The sequence below is a fragment of the Neobacillus sp. BP17 genome (genome assembly GCF_059579525.1).
The window spans coordinates 5,355,313-5,376,926 of the sequence record NZ_CM184198.1 but is presented as its reverse complement, the minus strand read 5'-3'; the positions used below and the strand labels follow the sequence as shown (position 1 = coordinate 5,376,926).

At 40.3% G+C, this 21,614-nt stretch carries 16 protein-coding genes, 3 tRNA genes, 4 rRNA genes and 1 riboswitch; of the genes, 12 read left to right on the top strand and 11 right to left on the bottom strand.

The genetic code is table 11. From position 1 onward, the window contains the following. Window positions 1-407: 407 nt before the first annotated feature. The 6 genes from AC4QJR_RS26260 (at window position 408) to AC4QJR_RS26235 (ending at window position 5,597) form a co-directional block, all read left to right on the top strand. Window positions 408-1,945: ribosomal RNA gene (locus AC4QJR_RS26260) — 16S ribosomal RNA — on the top strand. 201 nt (window positions 1,946-2,146) lie between these two features. Continuing rightward, window positions 2,147-5,082: ribosomal RNA gene (locus AC4QJR_RS26255) — 23S ribosomal RNA — on the top strand. 75 nt (window positions 5,083-5,157) lie between these two features. Further along, window positions 5,158-5,274: ribosomal RNA gene (rrf, locus tag AC4QJR_RS26250) — 5S ribosomal RNA — on the top strand. Together the 16S, 23S and 5S rRNA genes with 3 tRNA genes alongside form the textbook arrangement of a ribosomal RNA operon. 61 nt (window positions 5,275-5,335) lie before the next feature. Beyond that, window positions 5,336-5,411, top strand: a tRNA-Val gene (locus AC4QJR_RS26245). Window positions 5,412-5,441: 30 nt separating this feature from the next. Then, window positions 5,442-5,517: transfer RNA gene (locus AC4QJR_RS26240), tRNA-Thr, on the top strand. A gap of 7 nt (window positions 5,518-5,524) precedes the next feature. Continuing rightward, a tRNA-Lys gene (locus tag AC4QJR_RS26235) sits at window positions 5,525-5,597 on the top strand. A 119-nt stretch (window positions 5,598-5,716) separates the two neighbouring features. Here AC4QJR_RS26235 and AC4QJR_RS26230 read toward each other — a convergent pair. From AC4QJR_RS26230 to AC4QJR_RS26215, 4 genes are all read right to left on the bottom strand, one after another. Next, window positions 5,717-6,061, bottom strand: coding sequence for a hypothetical protein (locus AC4QJR_RS26230; RefSeq protein ID WP_496524719.1), 345 nt, complete (start codon window positions 6,059-6,061; stop codon window positions 5,717-5,719). Between the two features lie 288 nt (window positions 6,062-6,349). Beyond that, window positions 6,350-7,348 carry a DUF3231 family protein gene (locus AC4QJR_RS26225; RefSeq protein ID WP_496524718.1) on the bottom strand — a complete coding sequence of 333 codons (999 nt, stop codon included), beginning with the start codon at window positions 7,346-7,348 and terminating at the stop codon, window positions 6,350-6,352. Window positions 7,349-7,537: 189 nt separating this feature from the next. Further along, window positions 7,538-8,008, bottom strand: coding sequence for a hypothetical protein (locus AC4QJR_RS26220; protein ID WP_496524717.1), 471 nt, complete (start codon window positions 8,006-8,008; stop codon window positions 7,538-7,540). 175 nt (window positions 8,009-8,183) lie between these two features. Then, a complete protein-coding gene (locus AC4QJR_RS26215) occupies window positions 8,184-8,429 on the bottom strand; it encodes a hypothetical protein (RefSeq protein WP_496524716.1) in 246 nt (81 codons plus the stop codon). A 245-nt stretch (window positions 8,430-8,674) separates the two neighbouring features. Here AC4QJR_RS26215 and AC4QJR_RS26210 point away from each other — a divergent pair, with 245 nt between their 5' ends. After that, window positions 8,675-9,949, top strand: a complete 1,275-nt coding sequence (locus AC4QJR_RS26210; RefSeq protein ID WP_496523452.1) for an IS110 family RNA-guided transposase — start codon at window positions 8,675-8,677, stop codon at window positions 9,947-9,949. 822 nt (window positions 9,950-10,771) lie between these two features. Here AC4QJR_RS26210 and AC4QJR_RS26205 read toward each other — a convergent pair. From AC4QJR_RS26205 to AC4QJR_RS26195, 3 genes are all read right to left on the bottom strand, one after another. Further along, complete coding sequence (locus AC4QJR_RS26205; RefSeq protein WP_496524715.1) at window positions 10,772-11,047, bottom strand: DUF7668 domain-containing protein; 276 nt, start codon at window positions 11,045-11,047, stop codon at window positions 10,772-10,774. A 479-nt stretch (window positions 11,048-11,526) separates the two neighbouring features. Further along, window positions 11,527-12,018 carry a hypothetical protein gene (locus tag AC4QJR_RS26200; RefSeq protein ID WP_496524714.1) on the bottom strand — a complete coding sequence of 164 codons (492 nt, stop codon included), beginning with the start codon at window positions 12,016-12,018 and terminating at the stop codon, window positions 11,527-11,529. 210 nt (window positions 12,019-12,228) lie between these two features. Continuing rightward, window positions 12,229-12,477: a PepSY domain-containing protein gene (locus tag AC4QJR_RS26195; RefSeq protein ID WP_496524713.1), complete on the bottom strand. Its 249-nt coding sequence runs from the start codon at window positions 12,475-12,477 to the stop codon at window positions 12,229-12,231. Between the two features lie 683 nt (window positions 12,478-13,160). On the opposite strand from AC4QJR_RS26195, the gene AC4QJR_RS26190 reads away from it, so the two are divergent. Both AC4QJR_RS26190 and AC4QJR_RS26185 read left to right on the top strand, forming a co-directional pair. After that, entirely contained in the window at window positions 13,161-13,343 is a 183-nt protein-coding gene (locus AC4QJR_RS26190) for a hypothetical protein (protein ID WP_496524712.1), read from the top strand. A 74-nt stretch (window positions 13,344-13,417) separates the two neighbouring features. Next, window positions 13,418-13,627, top strand: a complete 210-nt coding sequence (locus AC4QJR_RS26185; protein WP_214718446.1) for a hypothetical protein — start codon at window positions 13,418-13,420, stop codon at window positions 13,625-13,627. A 303-nt stretch (window positions 13,628-13,930) separates the two neighbouring features. On the opposite strand, the gene AC4QJR_RS26180 is transcribed toward AC4QJR_RS26185, so the two are convergent. Together AC4QJR_RS26180 and yhfH are read right to left on the bottom strand one after the other, a co-directional pair. Beyond that, window positions 13,931-14,140, bottom strand: a complete 210-nt coding sequence (locus tag AC4QJR_RS26180; RefSeq protein WP_496524711.1) for a hypothetical protein — start codon at window positions 14,138-14,140, stop codon at window positions 13,931-13,933. A 519-nt stretch (window positions 14,141-14,659) separates the two neighbouring features. After that, the gene (gene yhfH, locus AC4QJR_RS26175; protein ID WP_098576542.1) at window positions 14,660-14,794 is read right to left on the bottom strand and encodes a protein YhfH; all 135 of its coding nucleotides are present in this window, start codon (window positions 14,792-14,794) and stop codon (window positions 14,660-14,662) included. Between the two features lie 182 nt (window positions 14,795-14,976). On the opposite strand from yhfH, the gene AC4QJR_RS26170 reads away from it, so the two are divergent. Beyond that, entirely contained in the window at window positions 14,977-15,981 is a 1,005-nt protein-coding gene (locus tag AC4QJR_RS26170; protein WP_496524710.1) for a DUF3231 family protein, read from the top strand. Window positions 15,982-16,135: 154 nt separating this feature from the next. Here the strand turns inward: AC4QJR_RS26170 and AC4QJR_RS26165 are convergent, their stop codons facing one another. Together AC4QJR_RS26165 and AC4QJR_RS26160 are read right to left on the bottom strand one after the other, a co-directional pair. Beyond that, on the bottom strand, window positions 16,136-16,705 hold the full coding sequence (locus AC4QJR_RS26165; protein ID WP_496524709.1) for a dihydrofolate reductase family protein: 570 nt from the start codon (window positions 16,703-16,705) through the stop codon (window positions 16,136-16,138). A gap of 254 nt (window positions 16,706-16,959) precedes the next feature. Continuing rightward, window positions 16,960-17,041: riboswitch (cyclic di-GMP riboswitch) on the top strand. Window positions 17,042-17,317: 276 nt separating this feature from the next. Beyond that, window positions 17,318-17,899: a DUF6241 domain-containing protein gene (locus tag AC4QJR_RS26160; RefSeq protein WP_496524708.1), complete on the bottom strand. Its 582-nt coding sequence runs from the start codon at window positions 17,897-17,899 to the stop codon at window positions 17,318-17,320. A gap of 341 nt (window positions 17,900-18,240) precedes the next feature. On the opposite strand from AC4QJR_RS26160, the gene AC4QJR_RS26155 reads away from it, so the two are divergent. Both AC4QJR_RS26155 and AC4QJR_RS26150 read left to right on the top strand, forming a co-directional pair. Beyond that, a complete protein-coding gene (locus AC4QJR_RS26155; protein WP_496524707.1) occupies window positions 18,241-19,641 on the top strand; it encodes an Ig-like domain-containing protein in 1,401 nt (466 codons plus the stop codon). Between the two features lie 433 nt (window positions 19,642-20,074). After that, a 16S ribosomal RNA gene (locus AC4QJR_RS26150) occupies window positions 20,075-21,612 on the top strand. Window positions 21,613-21,614 lie beyond the last annotated feature (2 nt).

Below are 21,614 nucleotides of genomic sequence, written 5' to 3'. Positions count from 1 at the left end.
TCATTTAAGCGGAAAAAGTTCCGTTATTTTCATGAAAATATGGGTATTTCTCAATTTAAACGGAATTTTTCCGGTTATTTTTTAAACACATTGAAATTACCATTCAGTTATAACAGGACTTTTTAAAAAAAGATAAAATTTTTGTTGTATAAGTAAACAGAAGGTGTTATGATATAAAAGTTGCTTTTAGCGGTGGCTTAATCAGTTAAAAGTGATAACAAAAAAAGCGAATTATTATGTTGACATAATAATAGCATTTAGATATAATAACAAATGTCGCTTCTGACAAACGAAATTGTTCTTTGAAAACTAAACAAACAAAATCGTGCAAACAAACAATTTTAATCGTGTTTCTTCTATTAATATAGTAAGAACACGAGCCAACGTAACAAATGAGCTAATCAACTTTCTTGGAGAGTTTGATCCTGGCTCAGGACGAACGCTGGCGGCGTGCCTAATACATGCAAGTCGAGCGAGACTCTTCGGAGTCTAGCGGCGGACGGGTGAGTAACACGTGGGCAACCTGCCTGTAAGACTGGGATAACACCGGGAAACCGGTGCTAATACCGGATAATCCTTTTCTTTTCATGAGGAAAAGCTGAAAGTCGGTTTCGGCTGACACTTACAGATGGGCCCGCGGCGCATTAGCTAGTTGGTGAGGTAACGGCTCACCAAGGCGACGATGCGTAGCCGACCTGAGAGGGTGATCGGCCACACTGGGACTGAGACACGGCCCAGACTCCTACGGGAGGCAGCAGTAGGGAATCTTCCACAATGGACGAAAGTCTGATGGAGCAACGCCGCGTGAGCGATGAAGGCCTTCGGGTCGTAAAGCTCTGTTGTTAGGGAAGAACAAGTACCGGAGTAACTGCCGGTACCTTGACGGTACCTAACCAGAAAGCCACGGCTAACTACGTGCCAGCAGCCGCGGTAATACGTAGGTGGCAAGCGTTGTCCGGAATTATTGGGCGTAAAGCGCGCGCAGGCGGTCCTTTAAGTCTGATGTGAAAGCCCACGGCTCAACCGTGGAGGGTCATTGGAAACTGGGGGACTTGAGTGCAGAAGAGGAAAGCGGAATTCCACGTGTAGCGGTGAAATGCGTAGAGATGTGGAGGAACACCAGTGGCGAAGGCGGCTTTCTGGTCTGTAACTGACGCTGAGGCGCGAAAGCGTGGGGAGCAAACAGGATTAGATACCCTGGTAGTCCACGCCGTAAACGATGAGTGCTAAGTGTTAGAGGGTTTCCGCCCTTTAGTGCTGCAGCTAACGCATTAAGCACTCCGCCTGGGGAGTACGGCCGCAAGGCTGAAACTCAAAGGAATTGACGGGGGCCCGCACAAGCGGTGGAGCATGTGGTTTAATTCGAAGCAACGCGAAGAACCTTACCAGGTCTTGACATCCTCTGACACTCCTAGAGATAGGATTTTCCCCTTCGGGGGACAGAGTGACAGGTGGTGCATGGTTGTCGTCAGCTCGTGTCGTGAGATGTTGGGTTAAGTCCCGCAACGAGCGCAACCCTTGATCTTAGTTGCCAGCATTTAGTTGGGCACTCTAAGGTGACTGCCGGTGACAAACCGGAGGAAGGTGGGGATGACGTCAAATCATCATGCCCCTTATGACCTGGGCTACACACGTGCTACAATGGATGGTACAAAGGGCTGCAAGACCGCGAGGTTTAGCCAATCCCATAAAACCATTCTCAGTTCGGATTGCAGGCTGCAACTCGCCTGCATGAAGCCGGAATCGCTAGTAATCGCGGATCAGCATGCCGCGGTGAATACGTTCCCGGGCCTTGTACACACCGCCCGTCACACCACGAGAGTTTGTAACACCCGAAGTCGGTGGGGTAACCGTAAGGAGCCAGCCGCCTAAGGTGGGACAGATGATTGGGGTGAAGTCGTAACAAGGTAGCCGTATCGGAAGGTGCGGCTGGATCACCTCCTTTCTAAGGATAAAGCTGGACTTGTGAGCCAGACAAAACAGTTTGTACACGATCTTTGTTTGTTTAGTTTTGAGGGAGCAATTCTCTCAAAGCTTTTTTTAATCGTTCTTTGAAAACTAGATAATCGTAATGAAGAAGCAAAGTAAACATCGAGTAATCACCATTTTAGTTTTCTCTCTTATGAATTAGGAGAATAACCTTTTAGGTTAAGTTAGAAAGGGCGCACGGTGAATGCCTTGGCACTAGGAGCCGATGAAGGACGGGACTAACACCGATATGCTTCGGGGAGCTGTAAGTAAGCTTTGATCCGGAGATTTCCGAATGGGGGAACCCACTGTTCGTAATGGAACAGTATCTTTACCTGAATACATAGGGTATGGAAGGCATACCCGGGGAACTGAAACATCTAAGTACCCGGAGGAAGAGAAAGCAAACGCGATTCCCTGAGTAGCGGCGAGCGAAACGGGACATAGCCCAAACCAAGAGGCTTGCCTCTTGGGGTTGTAGGACACTCAACATGGAGTTACAAAGGAACGGGGTAGATGAAGCGACCTGGAAAGGTCCGTCAAAGAAGGTAAAAACCCTGTAGTCGAAACTTCGTTCCCTCCTGAGTGGATCCTGAGTACGGCCGGACACGTGAAATCCGGTCGGAAGCAGGGAGGACCATCTCCCAAGGCTAAATACTCCCTAGTGACCGATAGTGAACCAGTACCGTGAGGGAAAGGTGAAAAGCACCCCGGAAGGGGAGTGAAATAGTTCCTGAAACCGTGTGCCTACAAGTAGTCAGAGCCCGTTCATGGGTGATGGCGTGCCTTTTGTAGAATGAACCGGCGAGTTACGATCCCATGCAAGGTTAAGTTGAAGAGACGGAGCCGCAGCGAAAGCGAGTCTGAATAGGGCGCATGAGTATGTGGTCGTAGACCCGAAACCAGGTGATCTACCCATGTCCAGGGTGAAGTCCAGGTAACACTGGATGGAGGCCCGAACCCACGCACGTTGAAAAGTGCGGGGATGAGGTGTGGGTAGCGGAGAAATTCCAATCGAACTTGGAGATAGCTGGTTCTCTCCGAAATAGCTTTAGGGCTAGCCTCACGTAGTAAGAGTCTTGGAGGTAGAGCACTGTTTGGACTAGGGGCCCTCATCGGGTTACCGAATTCAGACAAACTCCGAATGCCAAAGACTTATCCGTGGGAGTCAGACTGCGAGTGATAAGATCCGTAGTCAAAAGGGAAACAGCCCAGACCACCAGCTAAGGTCCCAAAGTATACGTTAAGTGGAAAAGGATGTGGAGTTGCTTAGACAACCAGGATGTTGGCTTAGAAGCAGCCACCATTTAAAGAGTGCGTAATAGCTCACTGGTCGAGTGACTCTGCGCCGAAAATGTACCGGGGCTAAACGTATCACCGAAGCTGTGGATTGACATCTACGATGTCAGTGGTAGGAGAGCGTTCTAAGGGCGTTGAAGCTAGACCGTAAGGACTGGTGGAGCGCTTAGAAGTGAGAATGCCGGTATGAGTAGCGAAAGATGAGTGAGAATCTCATCCACCGAATGCCTAAGGTTTCCTGAGGAAGGCTCGTCCGCTCAGGGTTAGTCGGGACCTAAGCCGAGGCCGAAAGGCGTAGGCGATGGATAACAGGTTGATATTCCTGTACCACCTCTTTATCGTTTGAGCAATGGGGGGACGCAGGAGGATAGGGTAAGCGCGCTGTTGGATATGCGCGTCTAAGCAGTTAGGCTGAGAGGTAGGCAAATCCGCCTCTCACATAAGGCTGAGCTGTGACAGCGAGGGAAATTTAGTACCGAAGTTCCTGATTCCACACTGCCAAGAAAAGCCTCTAGCGAGATAAAAGGTGCCCGTACCGCAAACCGACACAGGTAGGCGAGGAGAGAATCCTAAGGTGAGCGAGAGAACTCTCGTTAAGGAACTCGGCAAAATGACCCCGTAACTTCGGGAGAAGGGGTGCTTTTTGAGGTGAATAGCCTCGAAGAGCCGCAGTGAATAGGCCCAGGCGACTGTTTAGCAAAAACACAGGTCTCTGCGAAGCCGCAAGGCGAAGTATAGGGGCTGACGCCTGCCCGGTGCTGGAAGGTTAAGAGGAGGGGTTAGCTCACGCGAAGCTCTGAATCGAAGCCCCAGTAAACGGCGGCCGTAACTATAACGGTCCTAAGGTAGCGAAATTCCTTGTCGGGTAAGTTCCGACCCGCACGAAAGGCGTAACGATCTGGGCACTGTCTCAACGAGAGACTCGGTGAAATTATAGTACCTGTGAAGATGCAGGTTACCCGCGACAGGACGGAAAGACCCCGTGGAGCTTTACTGTAGCCTGATATTGAATTTTGGTACAGCTTGTACAGGATAGGTAGGAGCCTGAGAAGCCGGAGCGCTAGCTTCGGTGGAGGCGTCGGTGGGATACTACCCTGGCTGTATTGAAATTCTAACCCGCACCCCTCATCGGGGTGGGAGACAGTGTCAGGTGGGCAGTTTGACTGGGGCGGTCGCCTCCTAAAAAGTAACGGAGGCGCCCAAAGGTTCCCTCAGAATGGTTGGAAATCATTCGCAGAGTGTAAAGGCACAAGGGAGCTTGACTGCGAGACCTACAAGTCGAGCAGGGACGAAAGTCGGGCTTAGTGATCCGGTGGTTCCGCATGGAAGGGCCATCGCTCAACGGATAAAAGCTACCCCGGGGATAACAGGCTTATCTCCCCCAAGAGTCCACATCGACGGGGAGGTTTGGCACCTCGATGTCGGCTCATCGCATCCTGGGGCTGTAGTCGGTCCCAAGGGTTGGGCTGTTCGCCCATTAAAGCGGTACGCGAGCTGGGTTCAGAACGTCGTGAGACAGTTCGGTCCCTATCCGTCGTGGGCGCAGGAAATTTGAGAGGAGCTGTCCTTAGTACGAGAGGACCGGGATGGACGCACCGCTGGTGTACCAGTTGTTCTGCCAAGAGCATCGCTGGGTAGCTATGTGCGGACGGGATAAGTGCTGAAAGCATCTAAGCATGAAGCCCCCCTCAAGATGAGATTTCCCATAGCGCAAGCTAGTAAGAACCCTGAAAGATGATCAGGTTGATAGGTCAGAGGTGGAAGCGTGGTAACATGTGGAGCTGACTGATACTAATCGTTCGAGGACTTAACCAATTTTAAGGTGAACTCAAGTTTACAAACTTCTTCAGCATTATCTAGTTTTGAGGGAATGATTCCTCAATTAAATAGTCTGGCAGCAATGGCGAGAAGGTCACACCCGTTCCCATACCGAACACGGAAGTTAAGCTTCTCAGCGCCGATGGTAGTTGGGACACGCGTCCCTGTGAGAGTAGGACGTTGCCAGGCTAACCCTCTGGGGTTATTTTTTTGTCCAAATTTGGTCAAATTCCATAGTAAGCCCATAATTGGAGGATTAGCTCAGCTGGGAGAGCATCTGCCTTACAAGCAGAGGGTCGGCGGTTCGATCCCGTCATCCTCCACCATATTTACTTTAATACTTTTCCATACTATTTGCCGGGGTAGCTCAATTGGTAGAGCAACTGACTTGTAATCAGTAGGTTGGGGGTTCAAGTCCTCTCGCCGGCACCATTAGTACGAGCCATTAGCTCAGTTGGTAGAGCATCTGACTTTTAATCAGAGGGTCGAAGGTTCGAGTCCTTCATGGCTCACTATCTCTAATTAAAATAAATGTTGTGCGGTATTGCCGGGCTCGAGGCCCTATTTTTTCTTCGTTCTCATCTTCTTTGAAAAACTTGCAACATTGCTTTATACCCCCTTTCATTAGCAATCATTTCTCTACAGTTCGTACTTTCCAAATTTTTAATATAAGTTTTATTACCCAATAAAAAAAGAAAAAGTTACATATAAGTCCTAACGAAGCCAAAGTTAAGTGCCTTCCATCATAAACAAAGCCATCCGCTGGAAAACCAAAGTAAAAAGCACCTGTATCTTTTTCAACTCGATAACCAGTTGTTGGAATAATAGTGAAAATAATAGTTGAAATTAGACTTAATATAGATAACTCTTTTTTTTGTAGATCTATTTTACCCGTGAGACTTAATAAAACCAATATTATTAACGCATTTAGTCCAATCCCCATTATAAAGTCAAAAACACTCTCTACGTGATTCATTAAAAGCACCTCTCCCAGCTATGGATATATTTTTTATAGTATCATTTTTATTATATTTCGAATATTTTATTTCTAAATTTCCCTTTTCAGCTGGCCGGCTTAGTTAGCGAAATAAGAAAAAGGATCGCCGTTGCAATCCTTTTTAGCTTAAGCTGGTTTAGTTTAAGTGCATTTCTTCGCAATCTTTTTTTGCGACCATTGGAATTGTAGGGCTCGGAGACATTAAAAGTAAGCCACCATCACACCAGGAATACTGCAAATGAATGGAAACCCGTTCAAGATCTCATTCTAATTTATCTTCATCCGATTTACCGATTGAGGCGGTTGCTCCATCCAGCCACGTTTAATTAGAAGATCGATACCCTTTGCTCCATACCTCATAACCTCAAAAGTTAATTGTACATAATGAGTTGCTATGTCTTTTCTCATTGAAACAGACATCGAATAGGATAATAATTGAATGCCAGCGGCAGCTGTCGTACTTATTATGAATAAAATTAACCGATTTGAAAATGGTGATAAAGTAGAATCAGTTACTTCCATACTTACAGGAATATTACCAATATGCCCTTCTTCCTTCAACACCTTGTTAAAAGTTTCTATCTGTTTCTCTGCAAGTTGTCTCCCTTTAATCAAATAATCTTTAATTTCTTTATCCTTAGTGACCTGTATTAAACCAAATAATAATAGAAGTCCAATACAATTTCGTTCAATTGTATAAAAGATCTCTCCAAGTTCAATCGCATTTATTGGTCTCTTCTCACCAAGTAACGATTGGAGAAGAGGCGGGTCCTTTTCAATATATTCTACCTTATGGGGATAAGGAATTTTTGGGGGTCGATCGTAAATCCCCTTAGACAGCATTAATTGAAGTGATTTCTTATAAAGTTGAGTGCTTGTGTATAAAGCATTATCCAAGAATTGGACAGTATCACTTCTAGCCACCTTTGTCAGTGATTTAGCATAGTAATCAACATTCATTTGACCTACACGATATACAAAGCTGAGAGCAAATAAATCTGTAAAAAGGGGAGGTGTAGATAAGTCTATATCGTTTTCAGAGAATCCCTTAGGAATAGGAAATTGATCTTTGTTAAAAATATCTTTGATTTCATTGATATAGTTATTTGATAATTGTAAGGCATCCTCAACGATCGGTTTAATTTCGGCATCCTGTATAAACGTTAAAAAATGCTTGAAGAAACAAACTGTGGCGGTATTTTGAATATAGGTTGTCCATAAAGCTGTCATCTCTGGGGTAGTTAAATCAATCTTATGTTGTTCCATTTTAGCATCGCCTCTTAGCTAGTCCTTTTTATAATTTGTGTTTCAAAAATAAAAATTATGTATTTATTACATAATCTCCCACGTTACCAGAACAAGAAGAGTGACTGCTCTTAGTAAACAATCGCACCCATTACTTTAAGTATATATTTTCACAAACTAAACCTTGTTATTTTACTCTAAAGTATTTCTTTAAACCGAGTCTTGATTTTTAATAATCGATTTTTCCATTAAATACTGAAACCCATAAATAATAATTGCTAATGACACACATATAAAATACCATATAGTATGATTCAACTTCTTAAATTTAAAGACTCCTACCTTTTCCCATAATTGTGCAAAAGGATATGCGCAAACGGCATCTATTACTATATTTGTAATTAAATATTTCAGAAAATTGCCATATGTTAGTTTAAATACCCATAGTGTGGTTACAAAAAAGGGACCTAATATATAGGTAAAATCCACAAAACCGGGAGATAAAGGATTTTTATTTACCCACCATTTTTTCTTATTAGCAATTACACTTAACACACTTAAGAATAAATTAACAAAACTTGCTACAGGTAAAAACCTAAAAAGTGATTTCTTCCCCATAAAAGGAACAGTTATCCAAGGAATGATTAACATCGCTAAAGCGAATGTTTTTTTATTAGCCACATAAATCAACTTCCCTCTAATATGTTTTTTATATCATTCCTCTAACTAAATCTTTTTATCATTTTTTCCCTGTTGAACTATACCAATCATATTCACGCTAAAATTTTTTTTGTAATGTATTAATTTTAATGGATAATTTTTTCTTGGCCAGATCTTAATCCTTCAAAATCGGGATTCATCTCCTACTATATACCATTCCATCAATGATTATTAAGGTTCTACCGTCTTCAGTAAATCCACTATGACGGTTCAAATATTCGACGGGAATGATTTCTCCTGTTTTTTCATCGTAAAAAACAGTGAAGGCATCATCGGTCAAAGAATCTCCATTTAAATCTTTATCAACGTTTGGTATGGATTCACGGAAATTAATATTGGTATCTATTTCAAACTTGCCCTCTTCATTAGTACAAAAAGACATTGTAAACCCTCCGCTTTTCTTTTTTTCGTATTTTTTTCATTTTTTCTGGAGTTATCCAAAACTTAATATATTCAAAGACAATCTTAGTTTGGTCTTGCTACAATTAAATATATTCCTTCTTAAAGTAGCCTGCTTCGTTAGCATTCCTGTAGATGGTTAAATTTGAACTTTGAAAAAAAAAGAGCCCCTCAGTAAGATATGAGTATAGACACCACTCTAACTCAAATCTTAGGAGGAACCCTACTATGAATTTTAAAATGCAAGACAAACAAAATCAACTAATAGAAAGAATTACCGATACACATCTAATTGTAGGTGTAGATATTGCTCAACAACTACATGTTGCAAGAGCAGTTAATTTTCGTGGAATTGTTGTAGGAGACCCTATTTCATTTGAAAATAATGAAGAGGGGTTCTTTAAACTATTAAACTGGATACAAGATTTAAAAAGATTGAAAAACTTAAATGAAGCAATAGTAGGTATGGAGCCTACTGGTCATTACTGGATTAACCTATTAACCTGGTTATATAACCAAAACATTGAGGTAGTAACCGTCAATCCCCACTTAGTAAAAAGGAATAAAGAGAATCGTGATAATACCCAATCTAAGAGTGATAAAAAAGATGCACTAGTTATCGCAGATATGGTCAAAAACGGCTACTATTCTTTGATTCGCCCATCCTCAGAATCATTTGAAAAACTTAGAGTTCTAATGTCCAACCGTGATGTGATTGTAAAACGACTCGTAATGTCTATAAATCAAATAAATCGATGGGTGGATGTTGTCTTTCCAGAGCTGAGACAAGTGTTTAACGATGTTTCGTGCAAAGGAGCCATCGCAACCCTTCGTTTGTTTCCAACTCCAGATGAAATATCTTCAATGGAGTCACTAGATGTCCAGAGGGGATGGAAATCATTAATGAAAAGGCAACCAGGACCTAAAAAAGCTCAATTACTGATCAATCTAGCAAAATCTTCTATTGGAACTGGACAAGCACTTGATGCTTATAAATTCCACCTAGAACAATTATTAGAAGAATATGACCTCGCAGTAAAACAACTCGAAAGAGTTGAAAAACAAGTTAAAGAGGTTCTCAATAAAATACCATTTGCAAAAAAACTACTCATGATTAAAGGAATAAGTGAAATTTCATTAGCAGGGATACTAGGTGAGGCTGGAGATTTAAGTCAATTCTCCCACGGAAACTCTCTATTACGTCATGCAGGATTACATCTAGCTGAGGCAAGTTCAGGTAAATGGAAAGGTCAGATTGTCATTTCAAAGCGTGGAAGATCAAGACTAAGACGCTTCCTCTACTTAGCAACTATGAGCCTTGTGATGAATAACCCTGAATTTAAAGCCCTGCATTCCCATAATGTGAAGGTCAAGAAGATAAAGAAGATGAAGTCAATCATGAAACTGATTGGTAAACTAGCAAGGATTTTTGTAGGCATAGCACGACGAAACGAGTCTTACTGTCCTAATAAAATTCAAGAATTAATCCCTTTAGCTGCTTAGAAATAAGACATTAATTAATAAAATAAATTATTAAAAAAATTGACTTTAATTTTGAATGTTGTCTTATTCGTAGGATTTCAAATATGTACCGAGTACCAGGTTTATTTAACAAAAGGGCACTGTGACCCATCAGGTTAGCATAACTGGCCTCCACCCCTTGGATAGGCATGACGAAGGAATGAGAGGGCAATTGACCCGTTGAGACATGGGAGGGAAAGCCTCCAGGGGCGGCGTGGAGATGTACATTATATGGTAAAATATGGAGTAGTAGCTAACTCCTTTATTTGACTATGCCTTCACGAAGCCAAATGATCTGAATTCATTTTAATTACCCGTAAATCCAATTACAAGGGTTATGAAATCCTGCGAATAAGTGAGCATTCAAGAGATATTCGTATCAAACTGAGGGAGTTAAATAAGGATAAAAAAGAGCGACTTCTCAGCCACTCTTAATTAACCTTTTTTTGAACTTTGTTTATTATTTTTATAAATATAATCGATCCTGTTCATTGTCCTATATCCTAAAATACCAAGGATTATTGTATATATCGTTGTTAAAATTAAGCCAAGTATAGCAATCCAAAATAACGATGTTATCTTCCTTCTTTTGTTAAGCACAACAGATTACCTCCACGAATTAATCGTTATTATCTTGCACCTAATAAGAGAGATTATTACAAGATCAACAATTGATAAGAACGACCACTCAAGTCATTCATTCTAATTTTAATTAAACTCAAGCACCCGTTAGCCAAATAAGAAACAATTATAATACGTGTAGATCTTCAATTGTAAAAGACAAGATATTATCATTTTGGTCTATTATGGCTCACAGGATAATGTTAAATCGCTTTGTTTATTATCAATCCATAGGTCGAATTCCAAAGCATACCCTGAACCGTCACCGTACTTATAATCATCTACCTTCTCATACGCAAAATCAGGTGGAATCGTTAATAAACCCCAATAATCCAACTCTTTTATTATGGAATTTATTGTAAGTTTATCTATTAATTTTGCCTGAATTTCTTGAAAATCACCGTTAAAATCTAAAACAGTCTGCCTTAGTAATGACTTTATTTTATCTTGTATGTCCATAATTTCACCTTATTCTAATAGCTTCACTATAAAATTCTTCGTGTTTGCAATAACATTCTTCTTTAAGTAAACTGCTCCGATACTTCAATAAAAAACAGCATTACCGTTGTTCAAGTAATGCCCCCGTTCGTAATCAATTTTTTATGTATTCCTTTTAAGCCAACTTATAGCAATAAAGTAACCGATGATCGGTGATATTCCATATCCCATGATGGGTAATGGGAAATGACCAATTAAAGTTACAATCATCGCCATTAAGAAATAAACTCCTAACGTTAAGGATATGATATTTCTTTTACCGTAAAAAAAGAATGGGCTTAATAATAATAGTAAAGACAAAATACCTATAACGAACCAGACAATGCCAAGGTCTGCCACTAAAAAGATGATATCTTCTACATAAGGAACGGGCGCTAAATCGTCGAGAAAAATCCACGACAGGATAACAAAGGCGACAGAAAGAATAAGACTTACAAACTTTATATTCCATTGACGATTCTTTTTCCACAAAATAATAGTCGTTGCACATCAAATGTGGTTAATTGACCTGCATCTGGATGAAATAACAATATAATTAAGGTGATAAAGTAAAATCCTATTGAATAGATTTCATGGTGGTTTAATGTTAATTTCCATAGCTGAATAATTAATAGTGGCAAAATAATACTTGCTATATATACATTAATGGGTCCAAAAGTTAACCAGCGATGGATCCCGTCGGAACCGTTAAAGAAGAAGGGAAAAACTAATAAAGCTATTATTACAACGGTTGGAAGAAAATTGCCTTTACTTAATCTTTTTTCCTTATTACGCATTAAATAAATCGAACCCAAAAAGGTACCCAATAACCAGATCAGTATGTTTTGAATCCAAATGCTTGGTGACACACCATTTGAAACCATTGCAAAAGTTCCTATTAAGATGGCAGGTAACACAAACAAATAAGATAAGGTATTTTTAAAAAAATTCATGTGAAAATCTCCTTTAAATCATTCACAAAGATTTTAACATAAAGATCATCTACATTTTTTGATTGCATTAAATCTACCTGTTATTTTAGTTCAACAAGAAAAACTGCACCAGGAAAGGCAGCCGGATCTTCACAATCTGCTTCGTTAATCAAATAAAAAAAAGGATGCCTTGTTAAATTCACATCCATAAAGTTCAAGAAATTGGTTGTATTAATCAAAATCATTTTCTTGTTCGACTTTTAAAATTCTTCCTGTTTTTGCAAGAATCTCAACTTCGAATATTCTGTTATCAGATGTTAAGATGAACACTTCATATACTAAAACACCATTTTCTAAATCCATATCAACGTGTTGAACTTTTCCAGGAACACGTTTAAGGGCAATTTCTTGGGCTTGCTGCATCGTAATTCTTTGTCTATACATTGGTGTAGGGTTGTTATGATAATAATTTTCATACATTTGAACTTTTCCTCCTCCTTAAAAAGGCAACTCAATTAACACTATGTATATGTATTGGACAAAATATCAGTGCAACATAAGGAATATCTTCTTCAAGTAACCTTCTCTGTTAGCTCAATAAACACTGGCGCCAAAATGGCAGCCGAAACTTTAGCTCTTGCAACTATTCATTTAAGTACATCCCCCACAATCCGGTAAATTATTAGCTTTATCAACAGGCAGCACAACAAACACAACAAGTTCTTGATAGACTTGAACCACGTCTTCAAGAAATTCAAAGTGAAGAACCTCAGTACAAACAGCTAAATTGTAAGTGTGCTTTTCTCAAATATGATTAATCAACCCAGATTCATTTTCTGAAGATCATAATATGATATTATATGAAAAAATTAGGTCCATTTTCCTTAACCATCCATAATAGGATGGTTTTGTTTTTAAATAAACCATTCTCTGTTTAAGTATTGACTTTTTTAAGTTTTCATTGTTTTGTACTTTCATGGTAGCTGAATAAGGAAAGTTTCGTTACCCGCACTTCTTACTTTACACAACTATCCATGCTCTGTCCCTACCGCCTGATTTTCACCCATTTTCCCTATATATCCATTTTTATTGTATATGTCTAATGGCTCTAGGTCAGTATCTTGGGCATAATACAGTTTATATACATTAGAGAGGGGGATAGTATGAGGCTAAGAAATGGAGATTTTTATATAAATGTTTTTACCAATAAGTTATATAGGTTAAATGAAGATAAAGATAGCAGCTGGTACTTGAGTTTACGTGATGAAGAAGGTTATCATGAAACAGAAATGATATCAGGGCGTGATATGATTAGATTGGTAGAAGGTAGTTATAAAAAAAGCTAATAAAAAAAGAGCTACCTCATTCCAAGGAAAAAGTCGCCTTTATGTCGAATATAGTAGATAAAGGGGATTATCCAATGAATAAAGTTGAGTTATTAAAAAAATTACTAAATAGTAGTCGAGGTAATTTGTTTTCATTAGAGATTCCTACTACAAAAGAAAATGAAAAAAAGATTCAAGAATTGGTTAGAGTATTAGAAACAGAAAAAAGAATTAAATTAAGAGAATATGTACAGAGAGAATACTCAGTTTATTTACAAGGAATAATTAAGTATGCATCCGAATAATTGGATGCTTTTTTTTATGGGGATGAAGTATCATAGGGTTCTTCAAGTTATACAGTAAGCCAAGATGGGCATAGAATTTTATGAGATTTAGAAATTGTGAACCTTTATAACCCACAAAGCCAATAAACCCCTTGTGAATCTATAAACAGCAACACATCTCGACTGCGTTGCTGTATTCACTCTTGCACCTGTTAGTTTAAGATTGAAAATTCGACTAAACCTCCACTTTAGTGAAATCCACTCTCCTCATAAAATAAACAAAGTGCCAACTTAGAAATTGGCACTTCGTTTATTCCCTATACTTTATCGTGCCGCTTTTGGCGGTTGGCACACGTCACATTTACGTTGGTTATTATTTTTAAATTTCGTTAAAGTTTTTTCAAAGTTGCTACCACATGCACATTTAAATAGTAACTTTTGAGAAAAACCGTTATAATCCGTCGTTAGCAACTTACTTTCCGAATTGTTTTCAACAAATTCTTTAATTTTACCAATCGTCCACCGTTTATTCATTCTCTTACACCTCCATATTTTATCGCCATGCGGAGGCTTTTCTTGGCATCCGTTCAATTATAAGAAAAAGTAGTAATTATCCTAAGTTACTCATTATAACATGAGATGGCACTCAATTAAACAGACGGAGGGTATCTTATTAAACTAAACTGCCCAGTTAGCATAATAAGAAAATGAGCTGCCGCCGTAACTCATTATGATCTTGAATTCTTGCACCCGTTCGTTTAGTTCATTTTTTCACAAATATTGCAGCTAATTTATGTACTTTTGGTACTATTTTGATATCTGTATATTATATACGAATGATAGGATTACTAGTTTATTTTCTCCATAGATTATTAAAAAGGTTTGGACTGCTGAAGGTTATTGCTCTATGGCAGTATCGAAGAAAAGTTGTGTAAACGATACACAACTTTTCTTGCATTAACCTTCCCCTTTAGATGTAAGTGCAAATCTTCACAACATATCATGGTTATGAAAGTAAAAATCCCCCCAGCAATGCTGGAGGGTTAACAAACTTTACTTTTCTTTTTTGGATAAACATTGTTCACAGTCCATCATGTAACTTTCTGCTTGCTCTTGCATATGCTTCCCGCATTCTGTGCATTCCTTCTTTGGCAAATTGCGAAAAAATTCAACTGGACTCATTAACATTGTAAATCCCCCTTTATTAATACAGTTCTTAAATGTTTCTGTTGTTATAATACAGTATAAATAAAAAATAGAAAATTGTACAGTCCTTTTTTAGAAAAATCATCATTTCTATTAAATGTTATGGTTTGGATAATTTTCATAACTCCTTTTGAATCAGTAAATAATAACAAGGAGGTGATAATATGGAACAGGATAAGATTAAACTGACATCTTCCGAAATAGGAACGCTATGGGGGGAGTATGTAAATGGTACAATGACAGATGTAGTAAATAGATATATGTTCACTATTATTGAAGATGAATCAATAAAGAATATTTTTGAGGATGCTATCAAGACTTTCGAAAAACAGAAGACAGCCATAAAAGGCTTTTTAGAAAAAGAAGGATTTCCCGTTCCCATTGGATTTACTGAATCCGATCTGAATGAAGGAGCAGGGAGACTTTATTCTGATATCTATTGTTTGAATTATTTACATATTATGACATTGCACGGATTGTTAGGGCATACCACTGCATTTAGTGTTTCTGTAAGAAAAGAACTTAGAGATTTTTACGATCGTTGTGATAACGATGCAAAAAGATTGTATCATAATACAATTGATTTATTACTTGAAAAAGGGGATTTTCAAAGAGATCCTTTCTTTTATCCTGCAGAGGAACCTGAATTTATTTCTAGCACAGATTTTTCAGACGGGCTTTTCGGAAAAGAAAGACGATTATCTGCAATAGAAATGATAAGTATTTCATTAAACATTAAGAAAAGCATTATGGCTAAAACACTTGGTATTGGATTTAGTCAAGTGGCTCAAACAAAGGAATTAAGGAATTTTTTCACGTATGCTGTGGAAGTGGCTGATAAACGTATAAAAACCTTGTCTAAAATTCTGCAAGCAGATAATTTACCAGTTCCAAAATCGTGGGAAACAGAGGTAACTACATCAACAGTCTCTCCTTTTTCTGATAAATTAATGTTGTATCATGTAGGCTTCTTCTTCCAAGCAGCACAAAACTATTACGGGGCAGGGTTAGCCTCTTCTATGCGAACAGACCTTGTTACAACCTACGAAAGCTTTATTCTTGGCAATCTAACGGGCACCAAGAAATGGTTTAATCTTATGGTAGAGAATAAATGGTTAGAACAGCCGCCACTAGCCCCTAATAGAGCTGAGATTGCAAAGCAAAAATAACGAATGTCCCTCCACCTGTAGGAGGGACATTCGTTATTTTATTGATCTGCTTTGTTGGTCAATAAGAAAGGGATCGCAGTAGCCATCCCATTTTTAACAAAGTCTATGTTAATATATATGACTGTCTTACCCTTTAGAGGAAAACCTTGTGCGGCTATTTCTCGACCCCATATCGGGTCGCGATAATGCCCGAATTGAGCGTTCGGCTGGACAGCAGCTTGAGCCTGATTTTCTCACTGCCTCCGTCGAATACCGATTTCCCGCCGCCCAGGACAACCGGACAAATGGTAAGAAGGAATTCGTCGATCAGGCCGAGCTCCAGCAGCGTCTTCGCCGCTCCTGGGCTGCCAAAGATAACAAGATCTTTGCCAGGCTGCTCCTTGAGTACCTTGATTTCCTCTGCGATATTTTCCTTGATCAGCATCGTATTGTTCCAATCCACTTTGTCCATCGTACCTGATATAACGATTTTCTTCACTTCCTGCAGCCATTTGGCATGCTCCAGATCGTGCTTCGACGCATTTGGATTGTCCAGCATCGAGGGCCAGTAGCTCTCCATCATCCGATACGTCGTCCGTCCATAAACGGGAGCTCCGACTTCGGCTACAATTTCCTCGGCGTATTTCTCTAATTCCTCGTCGTACGGAATCCAATCGAGTCCTCCGTTAGAATCCGACGCGTACCCGTCCAGCGACACATGCATGAACAATACGAGTTTTCTCATGTCCGTATATCCTCCGATTTCGAATTTATTTTGTTCGATTTTTTTGGCCGTTGGCCTGTGTTTCATCCTGCTGTTTTGTTCATTATAAATCATTCCATTTCGGAATGCTCAAGTGGGATTTTTTTGAAGACAACACTTGTGGCATTTGATCTGTGAAGAGACTAACATTTCTAATAATTTTGTCGATTGCAGTCGAAATGTTAGTCTTCTGAAAATACTATAAGAGTGCTAATATTAAATTAGATAATTATTCCACCTGTGAAAGGCAAACCTCTTGAAAAGTAGAGAAGCTAAGTCACTGATCAAAGATGGAACTATGATGGCTGGACAGCCTGATTTATCATTCAGAAGGAGTGGTTCTATTTGAGTTTTAAATCCATTCTGTGTTTCTTTCGCAGACGACATAAGTACAGTTATTACACTAGTAAATGCATCAGATGTGGTAAACCAAGTAAGAATATCTATTGATAAAGGACCCTGTGGTTCTTTTTTTGTTGAAGAGGAGCAAGTTTTATAAGTAGGAGAGAGGGAATTAACTCCCAATTTAATAGCTACTGAGTCTACCAAAAGATAAACCGGTAGGAATAATAGGCGAAATAACAGCTCCCATTATTATTGGGAGCTTGCTTCACTTACAAGATCTTCTTCTTTAAAGTTATTCCGGATGAACGTTTCTTCTTCTGACTGGCTCATGATTCCATAAGCTTTGCCGACTGTCCCGCCTTGGTAGGTCCAGAAGTAGTTGTGGTCATCATCTATTTCAGAAAAAATGCCCTTTTTCCAATTAACTAAAATGGCTAGTAAATCAGCTTTTTGCGCGAATTCACTGTTCTCCACAATGGTATAAACTTGGTTAATCGTATCGGGAATCATCGGAATGGCCCCCCATTTTTCTTTTGCTTTCACTTTTTGATGTGTCATTTTGTGCATCACATCGATCACCGCTTCTTGTGAACTACTGTCATCAATCCCAATATCATATTGAACTCCGCCAATTTTAGCTGTCTGCTGCTTGTCTGCTTTCTTTTTCTCCTTTTCCTTCTCTTTTTTGACATTATCTTGAACAGCTTTCGCTTCTACTTTCTCTTGTTTTTCTTCAGATGCGGCCTTATTGTCGCTGAAATTAAATCCTCCGTATTTTACGCCTATTAAAACTGCTAAAATAATCCCAATTATGATAGATGCTTTTGTCACTTCATTCCCCCCTGTTAGTAATGGATAGTTTTAACTTAACAAAAAATTCAGAATTATTCTAGTTAATTTACATAACATAATCCCTTCAAAGAAGACACCTATCGACATTATTACTAGATTTGGATTTACTAGATTAGTTATTATGCTGCAAAAAAGAGTTATCTTATCCTGTCCGAGTTAGTCTTTATGCCATTAAGTGCTGTGTAGTTATATTATTTTACGGTACGGTTGGTTATTTTTTTGTAGAAAAATGCCTATCGAATCTAATGGTCTTGCCGGGAGGTATGTAGTAGTATAGGTATAGCTTAGTGTTCTTTATAATGAATTACCGGAGGGATTTTGTGCGTAATAAAGGGTTCTTATCGTTGGTTGCCGTCGGGTTATTAGTTTCAAGTTCGTCTATGGGTACTGTTAAGGCAGAAGGAAACGAGTATGATTTTTCAAAGAAATTCATTGAACGTCAGGTTGATAAGCCACTTCAACAAGGTATCATTGATTCACATGCGTTAAATCAACTTCAAAAGGAAGTAAAAGGTTCTCCATCTTATTCAGCAAAAAGTTTTCATAAATTTGGCGCTGAAAGTAGCGGTATTACTAGTAGTGAAGATTATTTGCTTGAGTTGGAGCCCAACAATGATTTTGTTTCTGCTGACGCTACTTCCTATGAAAAACCAATGATTGGTCAATTACTTCCATTGTATGATGTAGATTTTCATAAGGTGGTTGTGCCTAGGGATGGAATTTTATTAGTAGCTGGCGGTGCTAACTCAAGTGCGATTGAGCTAGGATTCGCTGCAGTGCAAAAGGATTTTGTTGAGAATGATAAATTAGTATATTTAGGTTCTGAAGTTGATGAGGAAGGGTATGAGTACCAGGCGTACCAAGCTAAAGGTGGTACATACTATGTGGGTGTTCTAGACCAAGATAACGACCAATATGACGATAATACGGAAGAAGATTTATATGCAATTGTAACTGGATTTGTGGACAACGTTGCGCCCAATAAGCCGAGTGTAAACAAGGTTGATAACAATGATACAGTTGTGACTGGAAAGGCGGAGTCTGGATCTACCATTACGGTAAAGAGTGGTAATGCAGTACTAGCAACTGCAAAAACAGCGTCTAATGGAGTTTTCTCAGCAAAGATCGCTGTTCAAAAAGCGGGCACAAAGTTAGCCATCACAGCTAAAGATAGCTCCGGAAATGTTAGTGCAAGTGTAACCGTGACGGTTGCAGATGTTGTTGCCCCAAGCAAACCTGTTGTGAAAAAGGTTGATAATAATGACAAAGTCGTAACTGGAAAAGCAGAGGCCGGCTCTACCGTTACGGTTAAAAACGGAAGCAAAGTATTAGGAACGGCGAAAGCAGCATCTAATGGAGCGTTTTCTGTTAAGATCGCTGTTCAAAAAGCAGGGGCGAAATTAACCGTTAGTGCTAAAGATCGTGCGGGGAATGTAAGTTCAAGTGCTTCGGTAACGGTTGCAGATGTAATTCCACCGAAAAAGCCAACTGTTTATAAAGTAGATGATAACGATAAAAAAGTAAAAGGGAAAGCTGAAGCCAACTCAAGAGTTACCGTGAAAGTAGGAAGCAAAACCCTTGGCTCAGCTAAAGCTGATTCAAAAGGAAACTACTCAGTAAAAATCAAAGCACAGAAAAAAGGAACAACACTTGCTGTAACTGCAAAGGATAAGGCAGGTAATAAGAGTGCAAAGAGAACGATTGTAGTTGTAAAACATTAAATCTAATCAATGAGCCAAGGGTTAATTCCTTGGCTTTTTGTATTTTACTCTCATTATTAGGAAAGGGGGTGATAGTCATGGAATTCTAAGAGAAGATCTGAAGGAAATTATATGAATATTTTTCCTAGAATAATGTTGACCATAAATCAGTAGAAAAATTTAAACTGCTTGTTGCAAAATGTAAATGAAGGTGTTATTATAATAAAGTTGCTTTTAACGGAAGGCTTAGTAGTTAAAAGTGACAGCGAAAAAAGTTAAAAAATTATATTGACATAATGATAGAGGGTTGATATAATAATAAATGTCGTTTCTGGCGAACACATTGTTCTTTGAAAACTAAACAAACAAGATCGTGCAAACAAACAATATTAATCGTGTTTCTTCTATTAATATAGTAGAACACGAGCCAACGTAACAAATGAGCTAATCAACTTTCTTGGAGAGTTTGATCCTGGCTCAGGACGAACGCTGGCGGCGTGCCTAATACATGCAAGTCGAGCGAGACTCTTCGGAGTCTAGCGGCGGACGGGTGAGTAACACGTGGGCAACCTGCCTGTAAGACTGGGATAACACCGGGAAACCGGTGCTAATACCGGATAATCCTTTTCCTCTCATGAGGAAAAGCTGAAAGTCGGTTTCGACTGACACTTACAGATGGGCCCGCGGCGCATTAGCTAGTTGGTGAGGTAACGGCTCACCAAGGCGACGATGCGTAGCCGACCTGAGAGGGTGATCGGCCACACTGGGACTGAGACACGGCCCAGACTCCTACGGGAGGCAGCAGTAGGGAATCTTCCACAATGGACGAGAGTCTGATGGAGCAACGCCGCGTGAGCGATGAAGGCCTTCGGGTCGTAAAGCTCTGTTGTTAGGGAAGAACAAGTACCGGAATAACTGCCGGTACCTTGACGGTACCTAACCAGAAAGCCACGGCTAACTACGTGCCAGCAGCCGCGGTAATACGTAGGTGGCAAGCGTTGTCCGGAATTATTGGGCGTAAAGCGCGCGCAGGCGGTCCTTTAAGTCTGATGTGAAAGCCCACGGCTCAACCGTGGAGGGTCATTGGAAACTGGGGGACTTGAGTGCAGAAGAGGAAAGCGGAATTCCACGTGTAGCGGTGAAATGCGTAGAGATGTGGAGGAACACCAGTGGCGAAGGCGGCTTTCTGGTCTGTAACTGACGCTGAGGCGCGAAAGCGTGGGGAGCAAACAGGATTAGATACCCTGGTAGTCCACGCCGTAAACGATGAGTGCTAAGTGTTAGAGGGTTTCCGCCCTTTAGTGCTGCAGCTAACGCATTAAGCACTCCGCCTGGGGAGTACGGCCGCAAGGCTGAAACTCAAAGGAATTGACGGGGGCCCGCACAAGCGGTGGAGCATGTGGTTTAATTCGAAGCAACGCGAAGAACCTTACCAGGTCTTGACATCCTCTGACACTCCTAGAGATAGGATTTTCCCCTTCGGGGGACAGAGTGACAGGTGGTGCATGGTTGTCGTCAGCTCGTGTCGTGAGATGTTGGGTTAAGTCCCGCAACGAGCGCAACCCTTGATCTTAGTTGCCAGCATTTAGTTGGGCACTCTAAGGTGACTGCCGGTGACAAACCGGAGGAAGGTGGGGATGACGTCAAATCATCATGCCCCTTATGACCTGGGCTACACACGTGCTACAATGGATGGTACAAAGGGCTGCAAGACCGCGAGGTTTAGCCAATCCCATAAAACCATTCTCAGTTCGGATTGCAGGCTGCAACTCGCCTGCATGAAGCCGGAATCGCTAGTAATCGCGGATCAGCATGCCGCGGTGAATACGTTCCCGGGCCTTGTACACACCGCCCGTCACACCACGAGAGTTTGTAACACCCGAAGTCGGTGGGGTAACCGTAAGGAGCCAGCCGCCTAAGGTGGGACAGATGATTGGGGTGAAGTCGTAACAAGGTAGCCGTATCGGAAGGTGCGGCTGGATCACCTCCTTTCT